The sequence below is a fragment of the Yersinia aleksiciae genome, from assembly GCF_001047675.1.
GTDB lineage: Bacteria > Pseudomonadota > Gammaproteobacteria > Enterobacterales > Enterobacteriaceae > Yersinia > Yersinia aleksiciae.
Map to the genome: position 1 here is coordinate 3,721,493 of NZ_CP011975.1, position 19,547 is coordinate 3,741,039.

A 19,547-nucleotide genomic window follows, 5' to 3' on the forward strand; every position below is an offset into this window, starting at 1 on the left:
ATCAATGGCAAATATGCCCGAATAGCACGGGTTCTCAACTAGGTTTTTCTAACAATTGTGATACATTGAAACGCTATCTGGGTCTGGGGCGAAGTCAATGGCAGCCATGTTCTTAAGCCCAATCAACCATCAATACAGACCTGATAATCATATTCACAGATGACGTCAAAAGGGTTTCTATGACACAACAGCCGCAAGCTAAATACCGTCACGATTATCGTGCGCCGGATTACACCATCACCGATATCGATCTGGACTTCGCACTGGATGCGCAAAAAACGACGGTAACGGCGGTCAGTAAAGTAAAACGTCAGGCAACCGAAGTGACACCGTTGGTCTTAAATGGTGAAGATCTCACGCTCATCAGTCTCAGCGTTGATGGGCAAGCATGGCCTCATTATCATCTACAGGATAATGCGCTGGTTATTGAGCAATTACCCGCACATTTCACACTGACAATCGTCAATGATATCCACCCTGCGACAAACAGTGCGCTTGAGGGACTATATCTTTCTGGTGAAGCGCTGTGTACCCAGTGTGAGGCTGAAGGTTTCCGTCATATTACCTACTATTTAGACCGCCCTGATGTGCTGGCCCGTTTTACTACTCGTATTGTCGCTGACAAATCGCGTTACCCTTATTTGCTTTCCAACGGTAACCGCGTAGGGCAAGGGGACCTGGAAGAGGGGCGTCATTGGGTAAAATGGGAAGACCCATTCCCGAAACCTTGTTATCTGTTTGCATTGGTTGCCGGTGATTTTGATGTCTTGCGCGATAAGTTCATTACCCGTTCTGGCCGCGAAGTGGCGCTAGAGCTTTTTGTTGATCGGGGCAATTTAGACCGTGCTGACTGGGCGATGACCTCGCTGAAGAACTCCATGAAATGGGATGAGACCCGCTTTGGTCTGGAATATGACCTCGACATCTATATGATCGTTGCGGTCGATTTCTTCAATATGGGGGCCATGGAGAATAAAGGGTTGAATGTATTCAACTCAAAATATGTTCTGGCAAAAGCAGAAACCGCGACAGATAAAGATTATCTGAATATTGAAGCGGTTATTGGTCATGAATATTTCCATAACTGGACCGGCAACCGAGTCACTTGCCGTGATTGGTTCCAGTTAAGTTTGAAAGAAGGGTTAACCGTATTCCGTGATCAGGAGTTCAGCTCTGATTTAGGCTCACGTTCAGTTAACCGCATTGAAAATGTACGAGTCATGCGCGCGGCACAGTTCGCGGAAGATGCCAGCCCAATGGCCCATGCGATTCGCCCAGATAAAGTCATCGAGATGAACAACTTCTATACCCTAACAGTATATGAAAAAGGTTCAGAAGTGATCCGCATGATGCACACCTTACTGGGGGAACAGCAATTTCAGGCTGGTATGCAGCTCTATTTTGAGCGCCATGATGGCAGCGCAGCAACTTGTGATGATTTCGTTCAGGCAATGGAAGATGCATCTAATGTTGATCTCTCTTTGTTTCGCCGCTGGTATAGCCAATCTGGCACACCAATACTGACAGTGCGTGATGATTATGATGCTGAAAAGCAGCAGTATCATTTGCACGTTAGCCAGAAAACCTTACCAACCGCTGATCAGCCTGAAAAGCTACCATTACATATCCCACTGGATATCGAATTATATGACAGTAAAGGCAATGTAATTGCGTTGCAGAGAAATGGCTTGCCGGTTCATCATGTGCTGAATGTGACCGAAGCTGAGCAGACCTTTACCTTTGATAATGTCGAACACACACCAATCCCATCGCTGTTGCGTGAATTCTCCGCACCAGTCAAATTGGATTACACCTACAGCGATCAGCAGCTCACTTTCCTGATGCAGCATGCGCGCAATGAGTTCTCTCGTTGGGATGCGGCGCAAAGTCTGTTGGCAACTTATATCAAGCTTAACGTAGCCAAATACCAGCAGAAACAGCCGTTGAGCCTACCTGCTCACGTGGCTGATGCTTTCCGTGCGATATTACTTGATGAAAATCTTGATCCTGCGCTAGCCGCACAGATCCTGACGCTGCCATCAGAGAATGAAATTGCAGAACTGTTTACCACTATTGATCCGCAGGCTATCAGCGCAGTCCATGAAGCGATTACAGGTTGTTTGGCTCAAACACTGTCCGATGAGCTGTTAGCTGTTTATGTCGCGAATTTAACGCCGGTTTATCGCATTGAGCATGGTGATATCGCCAAGCGGGCATTGCGCAATACCTGCCTGAATTATCTGGCGTTTGGTGATAAAGAGTTTGCTAACAAGCTGGTCTCTTCACAATATCACCAAGCCGATAATATGACCGACTCGCTGGCAGCAATGGCAGCAGCGGTTGCAGCACAGTTACCTTGCCGTGATGAGTTATTAGCCGCCTTTGATGTGCGCTGGAACCATGATGGTCTGGTCATGGATAAGTGGTTTGCGTTGCAAGCGACCAGTCCGGCAGAAGATGTTCTGACTCAGGTGCGTGCTTTGCTTAAGCATCCGGCATTTAGTTTGAGCAATCCAAATCGTACTCGCTCGTTAGTTGGCAGTTTTGCTTCTGGTAATCCAGCAGCATTCCATGCCAGCGATGGTAGCGGCTATCAATTCCTGGTGGAAATTCTCAGTGATTTGAATACCCGTAACCCGCAAGTTGCTGCGCGATTGATTGAGCCCCTGATCCGTCTGAAACGCTATGACGCAGGGCGTCAGACTCTGATGCGACAGGCGCTGGAGCAATTGAAAACGCTGGAAAACTTATCCGGTGATTTGTTCGAGAAGATAACCAAAGCGCTGGCTGCATAGCACTGACGGTATGTCCCAGACTATATAAAAGACGTAGGGTAAATAAGTGACTGATCATAATGAATCACTGATCAGTCACATTATCGTTGTCATCGAGAGGGCAGTAATGCCCATTTTGTCTCTTTATCTCTTCTTACCTGCAAATAATTAACACTTTGTTATCAAGCTAGCGACGCTTGCTATTCTTTGCGCGGCTTTACTTAGCAAACGTTTACTTTCCCGAAAGATGAATTTACCATTCCCGCATCTATCCACATGTTGGAAGTCGGTCAGCTAATTGCGGTGAATTTGTGTCGCCACATAAATTGAACGCCACTGGCTGTAGAACGACAGAATTAATACCCGCCAACGATTTGTCATCGGTCGCTCAGGAGATCACATGTACTATCCCATCGTCAAAAAAGCACTCTTTCAGCTTGATCCAGAACGTGCCCATGAATTTACGTTCCGCCAGTTAAAACGAGTTACCGGTACACCGCTTGAGTTTTTGGTGCGCCAGTCGGTGCCAACCAAACCGGTAAGCTGCATGGGGCTGTCATTCAAAAACCCATTAGGCTTGGCCGCGGGTCTGGATAAAGACGGTGAGTGTATTGATGCACTAGGCGCGATGGGATTTGGGTTTATCGAAGTAGGGACGGTGACACCACGACCACAGTCAGGTAATGATAAACCAAGATTATTCAGGATCGTTGAAGCCGAAGGTTTGATCAACCGGATGGGATTTAATAATCACGGGGTTGATAACTTAATTGAAAACGTCAAAAAATCACATTTTGGCGGTATTTTAGGCATTAATATCGGCAAGAATAAAGATACGCCAGTAGAACAAGGTAAAGACGATTACTTGATTTGCATGGATAAAATATATCCATATGCAGGATATATTGCGATTAATATCTCCTCACCTAATACTCCAGGATTACGATCCTTACAGTATGGGGAAGCATTAGATGACTTGTTAGCAGCAATTAAAAATAAGCAAACAGAATTACATGCACGACATAATAAGTACGTTCCGGTTGCAGTAAAGATCGCCCCGGATCTTACGGAAGAAGAATTGATCCAAATAGCCGACAGTTTAGTTCGTCATAATATAGATGGTGTTATTGCCACTAATACAACACTCGATCGCTCTCTAATTCAAGGATTAGATTATTGCGAACAAGCTGGTGGTTTAAGTGGACGCCCATTACAATTACGCAGCACTGAAGTCATCCGTCGTTTATCGCAAGAGCTTCAAGGGCGACTGCCAATTATTGGTGTCGGCGGAATTGATTCGGTCACGGCGGCCCGAGAAAAAATGGCAGCGGGTGCGTCATTGATTCAAATTTATTCCGGATTTATCTTCCGTGGACCCGGTTTGATTAAGAATATCGTTACTCATATCTAATTATTTATCTTCATTACATGCCGGGGGGGTTTATTTATTCCTCTGGCTCGTCTATATTTTACTCCGGTAGATTAAATATACAGCGAAAGCCCTATATGAATTTAATCCCCCTCGATGGATGAACACTCAGTTATTGAGTCAATGATGTTAGCAGCATGGCGGGAAGAAAAAATATGCGGATTAAACCAGACGATAAATGGCGTTGGTATTTTGATACCGAACACGACCGACTCATGTTGGATTTAGCCAATGGTATGATATTTCGCTCGCGTTTCCCGTCTAAAATGCTCACCCCAGATGCCTTTGATGAATCTGCATTCTGTGTTGACGATGCTGCGCTCTATTTTGAATTTGAAGATCAATGTCGCCAAATTAAGCTGAGCCATGAACAACGTTCAGAATTGGTGTTAAATGCACTGGTTGCATTTCGTTACTTAAAACCGTTAATGCCTAAAAGTTGGTATTTTGCTCAACAGGCTAAATCATTTACGCCGCAAAATGCTGAGCTGGCCGCGGTAAATGTATTAGATAGCGGAGAGGATGTCCGTTTGTTAGTGGTTGAGTCAGGCGACACTGCCAGCTTATGTTTATTAGCACAGCCTCAAGTGGTATTAGCCGGGCGTCAGCTAGTGCTGGGCGATGCAATAAAGATAATGAACGACCGCTTGTTGCCACTGGTAATTGAGGATATTTATACCGCACCAGCTTTCAACCTTGACCGGGCGGTCTAATACCCTTCATCTTTCAAACTGCAGATCGGTTGGCTGCTATCATTATTCGGCCCATCCATGGGCCTCGCCTCTGTGAGGCCGCCGCAAGCAGCGTTCAAATCAGCTCCCGACAGCTCTGTCTCTTATTCGCCGCCTTCCTGCATTTTAAATCTATTGGGTATATTAAGATTAAGAGGTTCATTTACCACTGAGCGTAATATCGCCCTTAGGTATACAGCTGCAACAAAGAATCGTCCCGTCATTGCCAATGGCACTCTGTTTTAACGGTGCAACTTCACCATTCACTAAGGTAATTCTGCAACTGCCACATATCCCAGCTCGGCATGAATAAGGAATACGGATATTCTGCTGTTCTAATTGTTCCAGTAATACCTGCTGATTATTGCCATTAAAGCGGATGCCATTATATTCAATGGATACCGCTTTGGATTGATCTTGTGGCGCATTAACGCTTTCAATCACTGTACCTGCGGTGTAGGGCCGTGGTGGTTTGGTGGACAGAATTTCGACCTCATCACCGACCCGAATAATGCCGCTATTTCTGGCCACCATATTCTGCCCAAAATCGATATCGCCATTTTCTGCTGTTCGGAATGTCTGTAGTGTCCGCAATGGTTCGCCAGTTGGATGTTTCCGTCCACGCTCAACGCTAACAGTGGTTAATACGCAGCGGCTGCATGGCTTAACCAAATCAAAGGTAATATCGCCGACACGGATAACTTTCCAACTGTCTTCGGCAAATGCACTGGCACCGGTCACCACTAAATTCGGCCGAAACTGTTCTAGCTTAATACTGCCAGGGCAGCGTTGCTGCAACTCTTTAAAAGATGCCTCGTTAATCAGCAGATAAGGGAAGCCATCGGCAAAAGAGAGTGGAACTTCTGGCATGGGTTTTACCCGGCGGGTTAATTCCGTCCCCAGCCAGCGCAATTGCACTTCGCGTTGAAAATAACCACTGAGCCAGTTATTGATATCGGCTGGGGCAATCAGCGCAGTAAAATGATTTCCCCAAACTTCGGTTGGTTCGGCATTGGCTAAAAAATCATTAAAGCGGATACTGGCACTCTCGCCATCGGGGGCAGTGAGATATAAACCGTCCGACATTAATGCCGGTGTAAACATCACCATCTTTGGATTCTGACGCGCAGTAATAAAAGTGCCATCCGGCTCAGTAATCATGAATACGCGGTCAAAGGCCAATCCACTGCTGCTGACTTGTGCATGAGAAAGCTGCAAGCCGCGCATGGATTTCACCGGATGAACGTAGAGTCGAGAGAGGGTAATCACCATTGCCTCCGTGCGAGTATAAAATTTAGAAGGAGCAACTTTATGACAAGCTGCTGGGATTAGCTATAATGCGCAACAATTTTCTTTTTGGTGATAGTGCGATATGAACTCTCTGTTTGCCAGCACGGCGCGTGGACTGGAAGAACTGTTAAAAAGCGAACTCGAAGCGTTGGGCGCTCACGACTGTAAAATAGTACAGGGTGGGGTACATTTTCAGGGCGACGATCGACTCATGTACCAAAGCTTGCTGTGGAGCCGACTGGCTTCGCGCATCCTATTACCGCTCAACGAATTTAAAGTTTACAGTGATTTAGACCTGTACCTTGGCGTGCAGGCGATTGATTGGCCGTCAATTTTTGGTGTGGATAAGACCTTTGCCGTGCACTTTAGCGGCGTGAATGACGAAATCCGCAACAGTCAGTACGGTGCGCTCAAAGTCAAAGATGCCATTGTGGATAGCTTTACCCGCAAGCTGGATCAGCGCCCGACAGTGGCCAAGCAACAACCGGATATCCGCGTCAATGTTTTCCTGCAACGTGATATGGCGAGTGTGGCACTTGATCTCAGTGGTGAAGGTCTGCATCAACGTGGCTATCGTGATCTAACCGGTCAGGCTCCGCTGAAAGAGAATCTGGCCGCAGCAATTATTCAGCGTTCTGGCTGGCAGCCGGGCACACCGATGGTCGACCCAATGTGTGGTTCAGGTACGTTGCTGATTGAAGCCGCGATGATGGCCTCTGATCGTGCACCGGGTCTGCATCGGTCACATTGGGGGTTCACCGGCTGGAGCGCGTTTAACGAAGATCTCTGGCGTGAATTGACCACCGAAGCGCAAGTTCGTGCGCGCACCGGTTTGCAAGAGACGACCTCCCGCTTCTTCGGTTCCGATATTGATCGTCGGGTGATTGAGATGGCACGGGCCAACGCCCGCCGTGCTGGGGTATCAGAGCTGATTACTTTTAATGCCAACGACGTCAGTAAGCTGGTGAATCCATTGCCAGAAGGGCCTGTGGGCACGGTTATCAGTAACCCGCCTTACGGTGAGCGTCTGGAAAGCGAGCCGGCATTGATTGCGCTGCATAATATGCTCGGTCGCATCATGAAAACCGCATTCGGTGGTTGGCGCTTGTCACTGTTCAGTGCTTCGCCAGAACTGCTGAGCTGTTTGCAATTACGCGCAGATCGCGAATTTAAAGCCAAAAATGGCCCGCTCGATTGCGTGCAGAAAAACTACCAATTAGCGGCTAACCCGCAGGGTGCTGGTGGTTTACAGGTAGCGGAAGATTATGCCAACCGCCTGCGTAAGAACGTGAAAAAACTGGACAAGTGGGCCAAACAGCAAGGTATCGAATGCTACCGTCTGTATGATGCCGATTTGCCCGATTACAACGTGGCTGTCGATCGCTATGGCAGCAAAGTTGTGGTGCAGGAGTATGCGCCGCCGAAAACCATTGATGCCCAAAAAGCTCGCCAGCGCCTGTTTGATGTGATTAATGCCACGCTCGCTGTGTTGGATTTGCCATCAAATCAGCTGGTGCTAAAAACCCGTGAACGGCAGAAGGGCAAAAATCAATACGAGAAATTGGCACAAAAAGGTGAGTTCCTGCTGGTAAGTGAGTATAACGCCAAGCTATGGGTTAACCTGACCGATTACCTCGATACGGGTCTGTTCCTTGATCACCGCATCGCTCGCCAGATGCTGGGCAAAATGAGTCAGGGCAAAGATTTCCTGAACCTGTTTGCCTATACCGGCACGGCAAGCGTCCATGCGGGTCTGGGTGGCGCGCGTAGTACCACCACGGTAGATATGTCGCGTACCTATCTGGAGTGGGCCGAGAAGAATCTGCGGGCGAATGGCTTAACCGGCCAGCAGCACCGTTTGATTCAAGCCGATTGTCTCTCTTGGCTGAGTAATACCGATGAGCAATTCGATGTGATCTTCATCGATCCACCGACGTTCTCCAACTCCAAGCGTATGGAGACCACCTTTGATGTTCAGCGCGATCATTTGGTGCTGATGAAAGAACTTAAACGATTACTGCGCCGTCAGGGGACAATCATGTTCTCTAACAATAAGCGCGGTTTCCAGATGGATTTGGCCGGGATCGAAGCCTTGGGGTTGGAAGCGAAAGAGATAACCGCGCAGACGCAATCCGAAGATTTTGCCCGTAATCGTCAAATTCACAACTGCTGGCTGGTGACTCACCGCCGCGAGGAAAAGTAAAAACTATGTCGTTAATTAGCATGTCCGGTGCCTGGCTGTCGTTCAGCGATGCGCCTTTATTAGATAATACTGAATTGCATATTGAGGCAAACGAGCGCGTTTGTCTGGTGGGCCGCAATGGCGCGGGTAAATCCACCTTATTGAAAATTCTGAGCAAAGAAGTTCCGTTGGATGATGGCCGTATCATTTATGAGCAGGATTTGATTGTGGCGCGTCTGCAACAAGATCCTCCGCGCAATGTGGCGGGTACTGTGTTTGATTTTGTGGCGGAAGGTGTGCAAGAGCAAGCAGAACACCTGAAGGCTTATCATGCCACGCTGCATGACGTAGAGCTTGACCCAAGCGAGAAGAATCTGAATCGTTTAGCCGCCTTACAGGAAATCCTTGACCATCAGGGCTTGTGGCAGTTAGATAGCCGCATTCAGGAAGTGCTGGTCCAGTTGGGGCTTTCGGCCGATGCTGAATTGTCTTCACTGTCGGGTGGTTGGTTGCGTAAAGCAGCATTAGGTCGCGCACTGGTGAGCTCACCAAAAGTGCTGCTGCTGGATGAACCGACCAACCATTTAGACATTGAAACCATCAACTGGCTGGAAGGTTTCCTGAAAGATTTTCAGGGCAGCATCGTATTTATCTCCCATGACCGCTCCTTTATCCGTGCAATGGCAACGCGCATTGTCGATCTTGATCGCGGTAAATTGGTGTCATGGCCGGGTAACTATGAGCTGTATCTTGCTAGCAAAGAAGAAGCACTGCGGGTTGAAGAGCTGCAAAATGCTGAGTTTGACCGCAAACTGGCGCAAGAAGAGGTGTGGATTCGCCAAGGTATCAAAGCGCGACGCACCCGTAATGAGGGCCGTGTTCGCGCCTTGAAAGCATTGCGGATGGAGCGCTCAGCGCGCCGTGAAGTGATGGGTACCGCCAAGATGCAAGTGGAAGAGACGGTGCGCTCAGGCAAAATCGTCTTTGATCTGGAAAACGTCAATTATCAAGTTGATGGCAAAGTATTGGTGAAAGATTTCACCGCGCAAGTACAGCGTGGCGACAAAATTGCACTGGTCGGCCCGAACGGTTGCGGTAAAACCACCTTGCTGAAACTGATGCTCGGTCAGCTTAAAGCGGACAGCGGCAAAGTGCATTGTGGAACCAAACTGGAAGTGGCCTATTTTGATCAGCACCGTGCAGAGCTTGATCCAGAGCGCACGGTGATGGATAACCTGGCTGAAGGTAAGCAAGAAGTGATGGTCAATGGCCGTTCACGTCATGTGTTGGGTTATCTACAAGACTTCCTGTTCCACCCGAAACGCGCCATGACACCGGTGAAAGCCCTGTCTGGTGGTGAGCGTAACCGCCTGTTATTGGCTAAATTATTCCTTAAGCCAAGTAACTTGCTGATCCTCGATGAACCGACCAACGACTTGGATGTGGAAACACTGGAGCTGTTGGAAGAGATGGTTGATAGCTATCAGGGCACAGTGTTACTGGTGAGCCATGACCGTCAATTCGTTGATAACTCAGTGACGGAATGCTGGATTTTTGAAGGGAATGGTCAAATAAGCAGCTTTGTGGGCGGTTATTATGATGCTCACCAGCAGCGTGCTGAGGCAAAACCTATCCGTCAGGTGGCCAGTAAGGTGGAAGAAACCAAAGCTGTTGCACCGGTAAAAAGCAATGCACCGGCGGCCAAGCGCCCAGGTAAGCTGAGCTATAATTTGCAGCGCGAGCTGGATCAGTTACCGCAGCAGCTAGAAAAACTGGAAAATGAGATCAGTGGCTTACAGGCTCAGGTCAGTCATGCAGATTTCTTCTCCCGTCCGCATGAAGAGACCCAACAGGTCTTGAAAGCATTAGCCGATACCGAACAGGCGTTAGAAGTCGCGTTTAGTCGTTGGGAAGAGCTGGAAGCTCAGAAAAATGGCTAAAAACGCATAATCACTGTTCTATCAGGTAACGCAATAGCCCACTTTATAATGATATTGTGTCTATTGTTATATTACGCCTTTTGATAGATCGGTGTTCAGCTATGCCCTTCAACGATGAAGGGCATATATAGCCGTAAGGAATGAGATATTGTGTTCTATTATTCAGCCTGAGCACGGCGAGCACTCCGGGCAGTCAGGGAATGTGATCCTGTGCCGGCAGTGCGACATGTCAGTGGCCTTACCCTCCCTGCCTTATGGCACCAAAGCGGTATGTCCGCGCTGTAAGACTACACTGACCGCGCGGTGGGATGAGCCACGTAAACGCCCGGTTGGCTATGCCATCAGCGCATTATTTATGCTGTTGCTGGCAAACATGTTCCCCTTCGTTAAAATGCGCGTCGCGGGGATTACCAGCGAAATCACTCTGATCCAAATACCCAAAGTGATGTTGGCGGATAACTATGCCAGCATGGCAACGCTATTTATGGTGCTGGTGCAGTTGATCCCTGCTTTCTGTATGGTGGCGATTATTCTGCTTTGCTTGCGAGTTCGCATGCCCAGTCGCTGGAAGGCATTGATAGCAAAAGCGCTATTCCAATTTAAAACCTGGTGCATGGTGGAGATTTTCCTCGCCGGTGTACTGGTGAGTTTTGTCAAACTGATGGCCTATGGCGAAATCGGCATCGGCAGCAGTTTTATTCCCTATTGCCTATTCTGCTTGTTACAAGTGCGCGCTTTCCAATGCATTGACCGCCATTGGATGTGGCAGGATATTGCGCCAGCACCTGCGTTACCCCATCCATTGATTGCGGGCCGTACCGGTTTGCGCCAAGGGCTTCGCTCCTGCTCCTGTTGTACGGCCATTTTGCCGCAATCTCAGGTGCAATGCCCCCGTTGCCATACGCACGGTTACGTCCGCCGTCGCAACAGTTTGCAGTGGACCATGGCACTGCTCATCACTTCGATCCTGCTCTATATCCCTGCCAATCTGCTGCCGATCATGATCACTGAAAGTTTGGGGAACCAGATGGGTTCCACCATCATGTCCGGGGTGATTTTTCTGTGGAGTGAAGGTTCGTATCCTGTGGCGTTAGTGATTTTTATTGCCAGTATTATGGTGCCATCATTAAAAATGTTGGCGATCGGTTGGTTGTGCTGGGATGCGAAAGGTAAGGGCAAGACGGATACCGAACGGATGCATTTTATTTATGAAATCGTTGAGTTTGTTGGCCGCTGGTCAATGATCGACGTCTTTGTTATTGCAGTACTCTCGTCATTAGTCCGTATCGGACAACTGATGAGTATCTACCCGGCGATTGGGGCGCTACTGTTCGCAATGGTAGTGGTCCTAACCATGTTTGCTGCATTAACGTTCGATCCGCGTTTGACCTGGGATCGGATAAGTGACACAACCCAAAAGGAGCCGCAAGGTGACGGACAATAATCCCAGCCAGAATGTGGCGGAAATTGAAAAAATCAAGCGGTGGTCCCCTGTGTGGATCATCCCGATTGTCACTGCGCTGATTGGCGCATGGATACTGTTTTATCATTTTAGCCATCAGGGGCCACAGGTGGTCATGACCACACTGAATGCTGAGGGTATCGAAGCGGGTAAAACAAAAATAAAGAGCCGCAGTGTGGACGTCGGCATCGTTGAGCAGGTCACGCTAAGTGAAGATCTCAACCATGTTATTGTGCAGGCGCGGTTGAATTCAGGTATGAACACCTTGTTGCACGGCGATACCGTGTTTTGGGTGGTCAAGCCGCAGATTGGCCGTGAGGGTGTGTCTGGCCTCGGAACGCTGCTTTCCGGTGCCTACATTGAGCTGCAACCCGGCAGCAAAGGTAAGTCATTAAACCCATTCACATTACTTGACTCCCCGCCGCTGGCCTCACCTGATGCCAAAGGTCTGCGCATCACACTGGACAGCGAACAAGCCGGGCAGTTGAATGCTGGCGATCCCGTGCTGTTCCGTGGTTATCGAGTTGGCTCGGTAGAAACCAGTACTTTCGACACTAAATCACGCTTGATGCGTTATCAGTTATTTATTGGCGCGCCTTATGACAGCCTAGTCACCACCAATGTCCGCTTCTGGAAAGATAGTGGCGTAGCTGTAGATCTCTCCTCACAGGGGATGCGAGTCGAAATGGCATCGCTGGCAACCTTGTTCAGCGGCGGCGTGAGCTTCGATGTGCCTGATGGTGTAGAGCTGGGCAAGCCTATTACGGCAGATAAGCCTGAGTTCAAGTTGTTTGATAACCGCAGCAGCATCCAAAACTCACTGTACACGGAGCATGAAGACTTCTTGTTGTTCTTCTCCGATTCAGTCCGTGGTTTACAATCGGGCGCACCAGTAGAGTTCCGAGGTATCCGTGTGGGTACTGTGGCGGATGTCCCGTTCTTCGCTGATGGGATGAAGCAGCGTGTGGATAATGATTTCCGCATTCCGGTGCTTATTCGCATTGAGCCAGGTCGTTTCCGCAATGATTTAGGCCCAGATGCTAACTTTGAACAGATACTGAAAACCGCCAAAGAGCGCGGTCTGCGGGCATCATTGAAGTCAGGCAACTTATTGACCGGCGCACTGTTTATTGATCTGGACTTCTACCCGGACGCCAAACCCTGGAAAGGGCCGCTGGAAGTGGCGGGTTATCCATTGCTGCCTACGGTCAGTGGCGGTTTAGCACAAATGCAGCAAAAAGTGATGCAAACGCTGGATAAGATCAACAATCTGCCGCTGGACCCTATGGTGAATGAAGTCACGAAAACGCTGGTTGAGAGTCAGAAAACCATGCGTGAGACGCAGAAAACGCTAGAGTCGCTGACAGCAATTACGGCCAGTCCAGCGATGAAGGATCTGCCAAAAGATCTGCAAAAAACCTTGAACGAGTTGAATCGCAGCATGAAAGGTTTCCAACCAGGTTCACCAGCCTACAATAAAATGGTTGGCGATATGCAGCGGTTAGATCAGGTGTTACGTGAATTGCAGCCAGTATTACGGACGTTGAACGAGAAGAGCAACGCGCTGGTATTTGAAGCGGCAGGAAGTCAGGATCCTCAGCCTAAGAAGGCCAAAAAATGATGAAATGGATGGCAGTTATCGCCGCGCTGTTACTCAGCGCTTGCAGCAGCGAACCCAGCAAAACTTACTATCAGTTACCGGCAATGAGTGCACCTGCTACAGCCAGTAGTAGCGTGGCATCAAGGCAACTGTGGATTGAACATGTTGGGGTCGCTGATTATCTCGCTGCGACGGGAGTGGTCTATCAAACCAACGATGTGCAATATGTGATTGCGACCAACAACCTCTGGGCCAGTCCGCTGGATCAGCAGTTGCAGCAAACCTTGGTCACCAATCTGAGTAATGCGTTGCCGGGTTGGTTGGTTTCCTCCCAGCCGCTGGATAGTGATCAGGATGTCCTCAATGTGACCGTCACTGGCTTCCACGGGCGCTATGATGGCCGAGCCATTATCCGTGGCGTCTGGATACTGAAACATCAGGGGCAACTGATTAAGCAGCCATTCGATTTGGAGCTGAAACAGAGCGAAGATGGTTATGATGCCCTGGTCCGCACCTTGGCTGCGGGCTGGCAGCAAGAAGCTGGGGCGATTGCCGCTCAGTTGCAGCGAGTTAAGTAATATTTTGTTCTAACATAATCTAATCCTCTTTCATTGATAATAATAAAATTGCCATGAAAGAGGATTTTCATTAAATATCAATCCATTACCTCCAGCCACCCTAAATCAAGCACTTAGCGTATTCTGCGTGCATAGCTCACAAATGTGACATTGGCGTGAATTTTGCGCATTGCTTTTCTGTTTCTTAAGGACTATCACTTAACTGTGATTGCACATAAAGTGGTCACTGTTTTCTTTCCACCAGACCGAAAGATGAGGGAAACGAGGCATGAAGAGACAGAAAAGAGATCGCCTGGAAAGGGCGTTGTCACGTGGGTATCAGGCAGGTATTTCAGGGCGTTCGAGGGAAATTTGTCCCTATCAAGCTTTAGACGCTAGATCACATTGGTTAGGAGGTTGGCGACAAGCCATGGAGGACAGGGCTGTGACCGCTTAAGCGGCTCTCTGTCAGACTAAGGAATAACCTCCGCTTTATGCGCATATTGCGGAGGTTGTTAATTACCCTTCGTATTTGACGATGCAGCGTTGTTGGCTGCTTCGTAACTCGGTTATCCCACCCAGCGTTTCAGTAAGATACTGGCGTTAACTCCGCCAAAACCAAAACCATTTGAAAGCGCATAGGTCATCTCATGTGGCAGCGCTTTACCCGCCACGATATTCAGTCCTTTGGCTGCAGGGTCCAGATTTTCCAGGTTCAGGGTCGCAGGCACGATTTGATCACGTAATGCCAGCACGGTGAAAATGGTTTCTAGCCCGCCAGCGGCCCCCAGCAAATGGCCTGTAGCCGATTTGGTGGATGTTACCGCTAGCGTATCGCCCTCACCAAACAGGTGCTTAATGGCGTTGATTTCGCCAAGATCGCCTACCGGTGTTGAGGTTGCGTGCGCATTCAGATGCTGAACCTGCGCGGGTAAGATCCCTGCCTGACGCAAAGCAATCTTCATCGCTCGGTAAGCGCCGTCACCATCTTCAGCGCCAGAAGTCATGTGGTAAGCATCGGCACTGGTACCATAGCCGACAATCTCAGCCAAAGGTTGCGCACCACGAGCCAATGCATGCTCCAACTCCTCGATAACCAACAAACCAGCCCCTTCGCCCATCACAAAACCATCGCGTGCACTATCAAAAGGACGGGAGGCTTTTTCAGGGGCATCATTTGAGCCGGTTGATAATGCGCGTGCTGCGGCAAAGCCAGCCAGACTGACTTTATCAATCGCGGCTTCCGCGCCACCACACAGAGCAACATCAGCTTCATCATTGCGAATCATCCGTACAGCATCACCGATAGCTTGCACACCTGCAGCACAGGCAGTGACAGGTGCGCCAATCGGACCTTTGAAGTGATGCTTAATCGAGACGTGACCTGCGGCCAGATTCACCAAAAATGAAGGTACAGTGAAAGGGGATAGCCGCTTTGGTCCACGACTGTCGGTTGTGCGCACGGCATGGGCGATGGCTGGAAAGCCGCCAATACCTGAGCCAATGACAGTGGCGGTACGGTCCTGTTTCTCTGCGTCATCTGCTTGCCAATTCGCATGGGCAATAGCTTCATCCGCAGCGGCCATGGCAAACTCAATGAAGCGATCCATTTTCTTTTGATCTTTGGGTGCGACAGCTTTATCAGGATCGAAACCTGCTTCAGGGTCAGCCGCGAGAGTGGGGACTTGTCCACCAATTTTGGCCGGCAAATCGCCGACAATCTCATCAGGCAGCACTCGAATGCCCGATTGCCCAGCCAGCAGACGTTGCCAAACAGTTTCGATACCACAGCCTAATGGGGAAACCACACCCATTCCTGTAATTACTACACGGCGCGTATTCATCATTTTTCCTTTTGAAGCTCAATTGAGTGGGGGAGCTGCCTGGTATCACTAGTCTGCTTACCATGCATAAGTGCCAACCGTTGATTAATTATATCGCTCCTGACGGAGCCTGCCGTAAGAGTGACATCTTGCGTACGGATAGGTTGCCCGGTGTGTTTGTTGAGTAATATGGGCTCTACAGGTGTGCCAGTGCGGCGATCCACAAGGACCACTGCGGGGCCTTCTGGCGCAAAATGCTGATTACCCCAGTGAAACAGGGCCGCAATGACGGGAAAAAAATCGTTGCCACGCTCGGTCAGTAAATACTCATAGCGAGCAGGGCGAGGGTTATAGAGCCGCTTCTCAAAGATGCCGCTCTCCACCAGATATTTTAAGCGTCGAGTGAGGATGGTCGGTGAGAGCTGTAAACTTTGCTGAAATTCATCAAATCGCGTTAGTCCTTGAAAGGCATCACGAATGATTAATATGCTCCACCACTCACCTACTCGCTCAAGAGAGCGGGCCACTGGACAGGGCATGTCTTCAAAACGGGTTCTTTGCATACCACGCTCACTTGGCTAGGGTGGATTGGGCTGGCCATGAGCTGAAAATCAAGAGGCCATTCAGTAACTACATTTATTGTAGTCACTGAGGTAAAAAAAATGCCTTTGGGCATCAAAATAGTGAGTCATCATCATAACCGTGCGGGGGATTTTACGGTCCCCCACACTCGGACTGCGAGTAAAATACTAGAAAGCGTTGGTATCTTTAAACAAACCCACTTTCAAGTCGGTGGCGGTATAAATCACTTTGCCATCAACTAATACTTCACCATCCGCAACGCCCATGATTAATTTACGCATAATAATACGTTTAAAATTAATGCGATACGTCACTTTTTTGGCATCAGGCAGCACCTGGCCGGTGAATTTAACTTCACCCACACCCAGAGCACGACCTTTCCCTTCGCCGCCTAACCAGCCAAGATAGAAACCAACCAGCTGCCACATGGCATCAAGGCCCAGGCAACCAGGCATTACTGGGTCACCGATAAAGTGGCAACCGAAGAACCATAGGTCCGGATTGATATCCAGTTCCGCTTCCACATAACCTTTGCCATAGGTGCCGCCGTCTTCTGTCATTTTGACGACACGGTCCATCATTAACATATTGCCTGCTGGCAATGGTGGCCCGCCAGCGCCAAACAGTTCGCCACGGCCTGATGCTTCAAGGTCTTCTTTTGTATAGGATTCGCGTTTATCTACCATGTTCTCAGTAAGCCTTATTTTAGTGAAGTGCGCAGAATAGCGTACAGCTGTACGCTGAGCAAGTCCGATCAGCCCTGGTTGAACCAGTTCAGCCAACGTAACGGCCACGGCCAACGACGTCTGTCCAGCGGATTTACCTGCGAGATTCGCTCTTGAATTATACCCAACAGACTCGGTTGTTGCTCATCGGCATAAACCACGCCCGTTAATATCGGTAATGCTTCAGCTACCGTATCAACTGCCCACAGATGGAATTGACCATTTTGCACAGCTTCAATCACCGCCTGATTAAGGCATAAATGACGGACGTTGGTGGAGGGTAAAATGACCCCCTGAGTGCCCGTTAGCCCACGGCGCTGGCAGGCTTCGAAGAAACCTTCGATCTTTTCATTCACGCCGCCAATAGGCTGCACATTACCAAATTGGTCAACAGAACCTGTCACGGCAATTTGTTGGTTGATTGGCTGCTGCGAAAGTGCACTGATCAGCGCACAAAGTTCAGCGAGTGATGCACTGTCGCCATCCACTTCACCGTAAGATTGCTCAAAAACAATGGAAGCGGAGAAAGGTAGCGGCTGATCGAGATCCAGTTCTGAATGCAAGAATGCCTGCATGATCATCATGCCTTTAGCATGAATATTGCCACCCAGTTCAGCTTTTCGTTCAACATCAACAAACTCGCCATCACCTAAGTGAACAACACAGCTGATACGCGCCGGTTCACCGAAGGCATAAGGATGGCCTGGGTATTCTAACACCGATAGGCCGTTGATCTGGCCGACAACTTGTCCTTCGGTATCCACCAGAATTTGGCCTAGCTCTATCTCATCCTGCATCCGCTCGGCAAGGTAGCTATGTCGCCAATCGCGAGCATTCAGCGCAACTTCCAGTGCGTTAGCAGTAATAGTGCTCCCTTCGGCATACAGCGCAGCTTCAGCGAGCTGGTGGGTTAGCCATTGCGGACACAGTGGCAGGCTGCCTTGGTCACCGCTGTAGCGCACAGCTTGGCGGAAAAGCACGGGCCAGGCGTCGGCAGATAAGGCGGGCAGCTGTTTTTGCTGCAATAGCGCATTAATATAGCCGCACCATAAGGTCATGCCATCAATATCGACCAGCGGCAGTTCTACTTCGAACTCACCGTAAATAGCCAAATCACCCAGTTCAGGTTCCATATCATGGAAATCGCCCAGACCCAGACGGTCGCCAACCAGAATTAGGCGCAGATCCAACGGCATGGAAGGAATATGTACCGGTAATGGGCGGGTTTCATCAGGGGACAGCCAATCGAAGCGCTGTTGGGCAATCATCTGTTTCAGGCGCAGCCACATTAGTGGTTGAGCCTGTAATGCCCGAACTGACAGGATCAATACACCGCCGTTAGCCTGATGAATCAAGCCAGGTTGCAGACTAATTTGATCTTTATGCCATCTAACACAGCCAAACAGTTGCTCTGGCTCGACCCACTCCTGATAGAGGCAGCGTGATTGTGCCGCAAACAGCTCGTCACCACGCTGTGCTGGCTGCCAGGTAACTTGGTGGCCCTGTATCAGATAATCGCCACCAAACAGGGCTGAAGCCTCAGGTTGCAGCTCTTTAATCGCCTGTGCAAGTAATGCCAGATACTCAGTGCTCTCTTGGGCTTTGATCAGCATGAAACGCGGTTGAGATTGTGGATGACAGAATAGCGTCATGCCATTTTCTAACCGGGGCTGAATGACGGCAAAAGGAACAGGCTCCAATTGGGAGGCAGTAGCGAATAACGCTTCATATGGCGTTGTGTTCGGCAGCAGTGACTGCCATTCAAGTCGGTTATTGGTCAAAGTAATAGATGCAATCGTCAAAAAGGGAAAGGGCGATTATACAAGAATAAAGCAGGCTGCATATACGTAGAGTGGCAGTTGGTGACAAGGAGTAAGACATCGGCAGTATTCCGTACAAAAAACAATCTATTCATGCGCTTTTAGTAGGGTGAAATTCTGTGTAAAGCTGTTATGCTTGATTTAAGTTACGCGGTCACTAAAGAGCTCACGATGAAATATCAACAACTGGAAAATTTGGAAAGTGGTTGGAAATGGGCGTATTTGGTAAAAAAACACCGTGAAGGTGAAACCATTACCCGACATATCGAAAACAGTGCAGCTACGGATGCCGTAGAGCAACTGATTAAACTGGAAAGTGAACCAGTGAAGGTGTTGGAGTGGATTGATGCACATATGAACCCACAACTGGCGACTCGGATGAAGCAGACTATCCGCGCTAGACGTAAGCGGCATTTTAACGCAGAGCATCAACATACCCGCAAAAAATCAATCGATTTGGAATTTTTGGTCTGGCAACGTTTGGCCGGTCTTGCCCGACGTCGCGGTAATACGCTTTCGGAAACGGTAGTTCAGTTGATTGAAGATGCTGAGCGCAAAGAGAAATATGCCAATCAGATGTCCTCTTTGAAGCAGGACTTGCAGGATATTCTGGGTAAAGAAAGTTAGCCTGT

General features: G+C 49.1%; 15 protein-coding genes. 10 read left to right on the plus strand and 5 right to left on the minus strand.

What is annotated here, in order from left to right; translation table 11 throughout:
* Positions 1-179: 179 nt before the first annotated feature.
* The 3 genes from pepN to ACZ76_RS16650 all read left to right on the plus strand — a co-directional run bounded on the left by pepN (position 180) and on the right by ACZ76_RS16650 (position 4,916).
* The gene (gene pepN / locus ACZ76_RS16640; RefSeq protein ID WP_048619907.1) at positions 180-2,795 is read left to right on the plus strand and encodes an aminopeptidase N; all 2,616 of its coding nucleotides are present in this window, start codon (positions 180-182) and stop codon (positions 2,793-2,795) included.
* A gap of 379 nt (positions 2,796-3,174) precedes the next feature.
* A complete protein-coding gene (gene pyrD / locus ACZ76_RS16645; protein ID WP_048619908.1) occupies positions 3,175-4,185 on the plus strand; it encodes a quinone-dependent dihydroorotate dehydrogenase in 1,011 nt (336 codons plus the stop codon).
* 173 nt (positions 4,186-4,358) lie between these two features.
* Positions 4,359-4,916, plus strand: a complete 558-nt coding sequence (locus ACZ76_RS16650; protein ID WP_048619909.1) for a cell division protein ZapC — start codon at positions 4,359-4,361, stop codon at positions 4,914-4,916.
* A gap of 177 nt (positions 4,917-5,093) precedes the next feature.
* Here the strand turns inward: ACZ76_RS16650 and ACZ76_RS16655 are convergent, their stop codons facing one another.
* Positions 5,094-6,206 carry a YcbX family protein gene (locus ACZ76_RS16655; protein WP_074007603.1) on the minus strand — a complete coding sequence of 371 codons (1,113 nt, stop codon included), beginning with the start codon at positions 6,204-6,206 and terminating at the stop codon, positions 5,094-5,096.
* Between the two features lie 100 nt (positions 6,207-6,306).
* Between ACZ76_RS16655 and rlmKL the strand changes: the two genes are divergently transcribed.
* The 6 genes from rlmKL to rmf all read left to right on the plus strand — a co-directional run bounded on the left by rlmKL (position 6,307) and on the right by rmf (position 14,422).
* Complete coding sequence (rlmKL, locus tag ACZ76_RS16660; RefSeq protein WP_048619910.1) at positions 6,307-8,427, plus strand: bifunctional 23S rRNA (guanine(2069)-N(7))-methyltransferase RlmK/23S rRNA (guanine(2445)-N(2))-methyltransferase RlmL; 2,121 nt, start codon at positions 6,307-6,309, stop codon at positions 8,425-8,427.
* A 5-nt stretch (positions 8,428-8,432) separates the two neighbouring features.
* Positions 8,433-10,346: an ABC transporter ATP-binding protein gene (locus tag ACZ76_RS16665; RefSeq protein ID WP_048619911.1), complete on the plus strand. Its 1,914-nt coding sequence runs from the start codon at positions 8,433-8,435 to the stop codon at positions 10,344-10,346.
* 226 nt (positions 10,347-10,572) lie between these two features.
* Complete coding sequence (gene pqiA, locus ACZ76_RS16670) at positions 10,573-11,790, plus strand: membrane integrity-associated transporter subunit PqiA (RefSeq protein WP_048619912.1); 1,218 nt, start codon at positions 10,573-10,575, stop codon at positions 11,788-11,790.
* Positions 11,777-13,429 carry an intermembrane transport protein PqiB gene (gene pqiB, locus ACZ76_RS16675; RefSeq protein WP_048619913.1) on the plus strand — a complete coding sequence of 551 codons (1,653 nt, stop codon included), beginning with the start codon at positions 11,777-11,779 and terminating at the stop codon, positions 13,427-13,429. Before pqiA ends, pqiB begins: the two co-directional genes overlap by 14 nt.
* Positions 13,426-13,986 carry a membrane integrity-associated transporter subunit PqiC gene (gene pqiC, locus ACZ76_RS16680; protein ID WP_048619914.1) on the plus strand — a complete coding sequence of 187 codons (561 nt, stop codon included), beginning with the start codon at positions 13,426-13,428 and terminating at the stop codon, positions 13,984-13,986. The genes pqiB and pqiC overlap by 4 nt, the downstream gene beginning before the upstream one ends.
* Before the next feature lie 268 nt (positions 13,987-14,254).
* The gene (gene rmf / locus ACZ76_RS18625) at positions 14,255-14,422 is read left to right on the plus strand and encodes a ribosome modulation factor (RefSeq protein WP_005170911.1); all 168 of its coding nucleotides are present in this window, start codon (positions 14,255-14,257) and stop codon (positions 14,420-14,422) included.
* Positions 14,423-14,534: 112 nt separating this feature from the next.
* Here rmf and fabF read toward each other — a convergent pair whose 3' ends face one another.
* The 4 genes from fabF to ACZ76_RS16700 all read right to left on the minus strand — a co-directional run bounded on the left by fabF (position 14,535) and on the right by ACZ76_RS16700 (position 18,876).
* A complete protein-coding gene (gene fabF, locus ACZ76_RS16685) occupies positions 14,535-15,809 on the minus strand; it encodes a beta-ketoacyl-ACP synthase II (protein ID WP_048619915.1) in 1,275 nt (424 codons plus the stop codon).
* A complete protein-coding gene (locus ACZ76_RS16690; RefSeq protein ID WP_048619916.1) occupies positions 15,809-16,351 on the minus strand; it encodes a winged helix-turn-helix transcriptional regulator in 543 nt (180 codons plus the stop codon). Before ACZ76_RS16690 ends, fabF begins: the two co-directional genes overlap by 1 nt.
* 186 nt (positions 16,352-16,537) lie before the next feature.
* Positions 16,538-17,056 carry a bifunctional 3-hydroxydecanoyl-ACP dehydratase/trans-2-decenoyl-ACP isomerase gene (fabA, locus tag ACZ76_RS16695; RefSeq protein WP_005160035.1) on the minus strand — a complete coding sequence of 173 codons (519 nt, stop codon included), beginning with the start codon at positions 17,054-17,056 and terminating at the stop codon, positions 16,538-16,540.
* A 68-nt stretch (positions 17,057-17,124) separates the two neighbouring features.
* Positions 17,125-18,876 (minus strand): AAA family ATPase, encoded by a 1,752-nt coding sequence (locus ACZ76_RS16700; protein WP_048619917.1) that lies wholly within the window; start codon positions 18,874-18,876, stop codon positions 17,125-17,127.
* Between the two features lie 210 nt (positions 18,877-19,086).
* On the opposite strand from ACZ76_RS16700, the gene matP reads away from it, so the two are divergent.
* The gene (gene matP / locus ACZ76_RS16705) at positions 19,087-19,542 is read left to right on the plus strand and encodes a macrodomain Ter protein MatP (protein WP_048619918.1); all 456 of its coding nucleotides are present in this window, start codon (positions 19,087-19,089) and stop codon (positions 19,540-19,542) included.
* Positions 19,543-19,547: the final 5 nt, after the last annotated feature.

Coding starts and splice junctions, on each gene's coding strand:
- pepN (WP_048619907.1), top strand. CDS start 180: ATGACACAACAGCCGCAAGCTAAATACCGTCACGATTATCGTGCGCCG.
- pyrD (WP_048619908.1), top strand. CDS start 3,175: ATGTACTATCCCATCGTCAAAAAAGCACTCTTTCAGCTTGATCCAGAA.
- ACZ76_RS16650 (WP_048619909.1), top strand. CDS start 4,359: ATGCGGATTAAACCAGACGATAAATGGCGTTGGTATTTTGATACCGAA.
- ACZ76_RS16655 (WP_074007603.1), bottom strand. CDS start 6,206: ATGGTGATTACCCTCTCTCGACTCTACGTTCATCCGGTGAAATCCATG.
- rlmKL (WP_048619910.1), top strand. CDS start 6,307: ATGAACTCTCTGTTTGCCAGCACGGCGCGTGGACTGGAAGAACTGTTA.
- ACZ76_RS16665 (WP_048619911.1), top strand. CDS start 8,433: ATGTCGTTAATTAGCATGTCCGGTGCCTGGCTGTCGTTCAGCGATGCG.
- pqiA (WP_048619912.1), top strand. CDS start 10,573: ATGTCAGTGGCCTTACCCTCCCTGCCTTATGGCACCAAAGCGGTATGT.
- pqiC (WP_048619914.1), top strand. CDS start 13,426: ATGATGAAATGGATGGCAGTTATCGCCGCGCTGTTACTCAGCGCTTGC.
- rmf (WP_005170911.1), top strand. CDS start 14,255: ATGAAGAGACAGAAAAGAGATCGCCTGGAAAGGGCGTTGTCACGTGGG.
- fabF (WP_048619915.1), bottom strand. CDS start 15,809: ATGAATACGCGCCGTGTAGTAATTACAGGAATGGGTGTGGTTTCCCCA.
- ACZ76_RS16690 (WP_048619916.1), bottom strand. CDS start 16,351: ATGCAAAGAACCCGTTTTGAAGACATGCCCTGTCCAGTGGCCCGCTCT.
- fabA (WP_005160035.1), bottom strand. CDS start 17,056: ATGGTAGATAAACGCGAATCCTATACAAAAGAAGACCTTGAAGCATCA.
- matP (WP_048619918.1), top strand. CDS start 19,087: ATGAAATATCAACAACTGGAAAATTTGGAAAGTGGTTGGAAATGGGCG.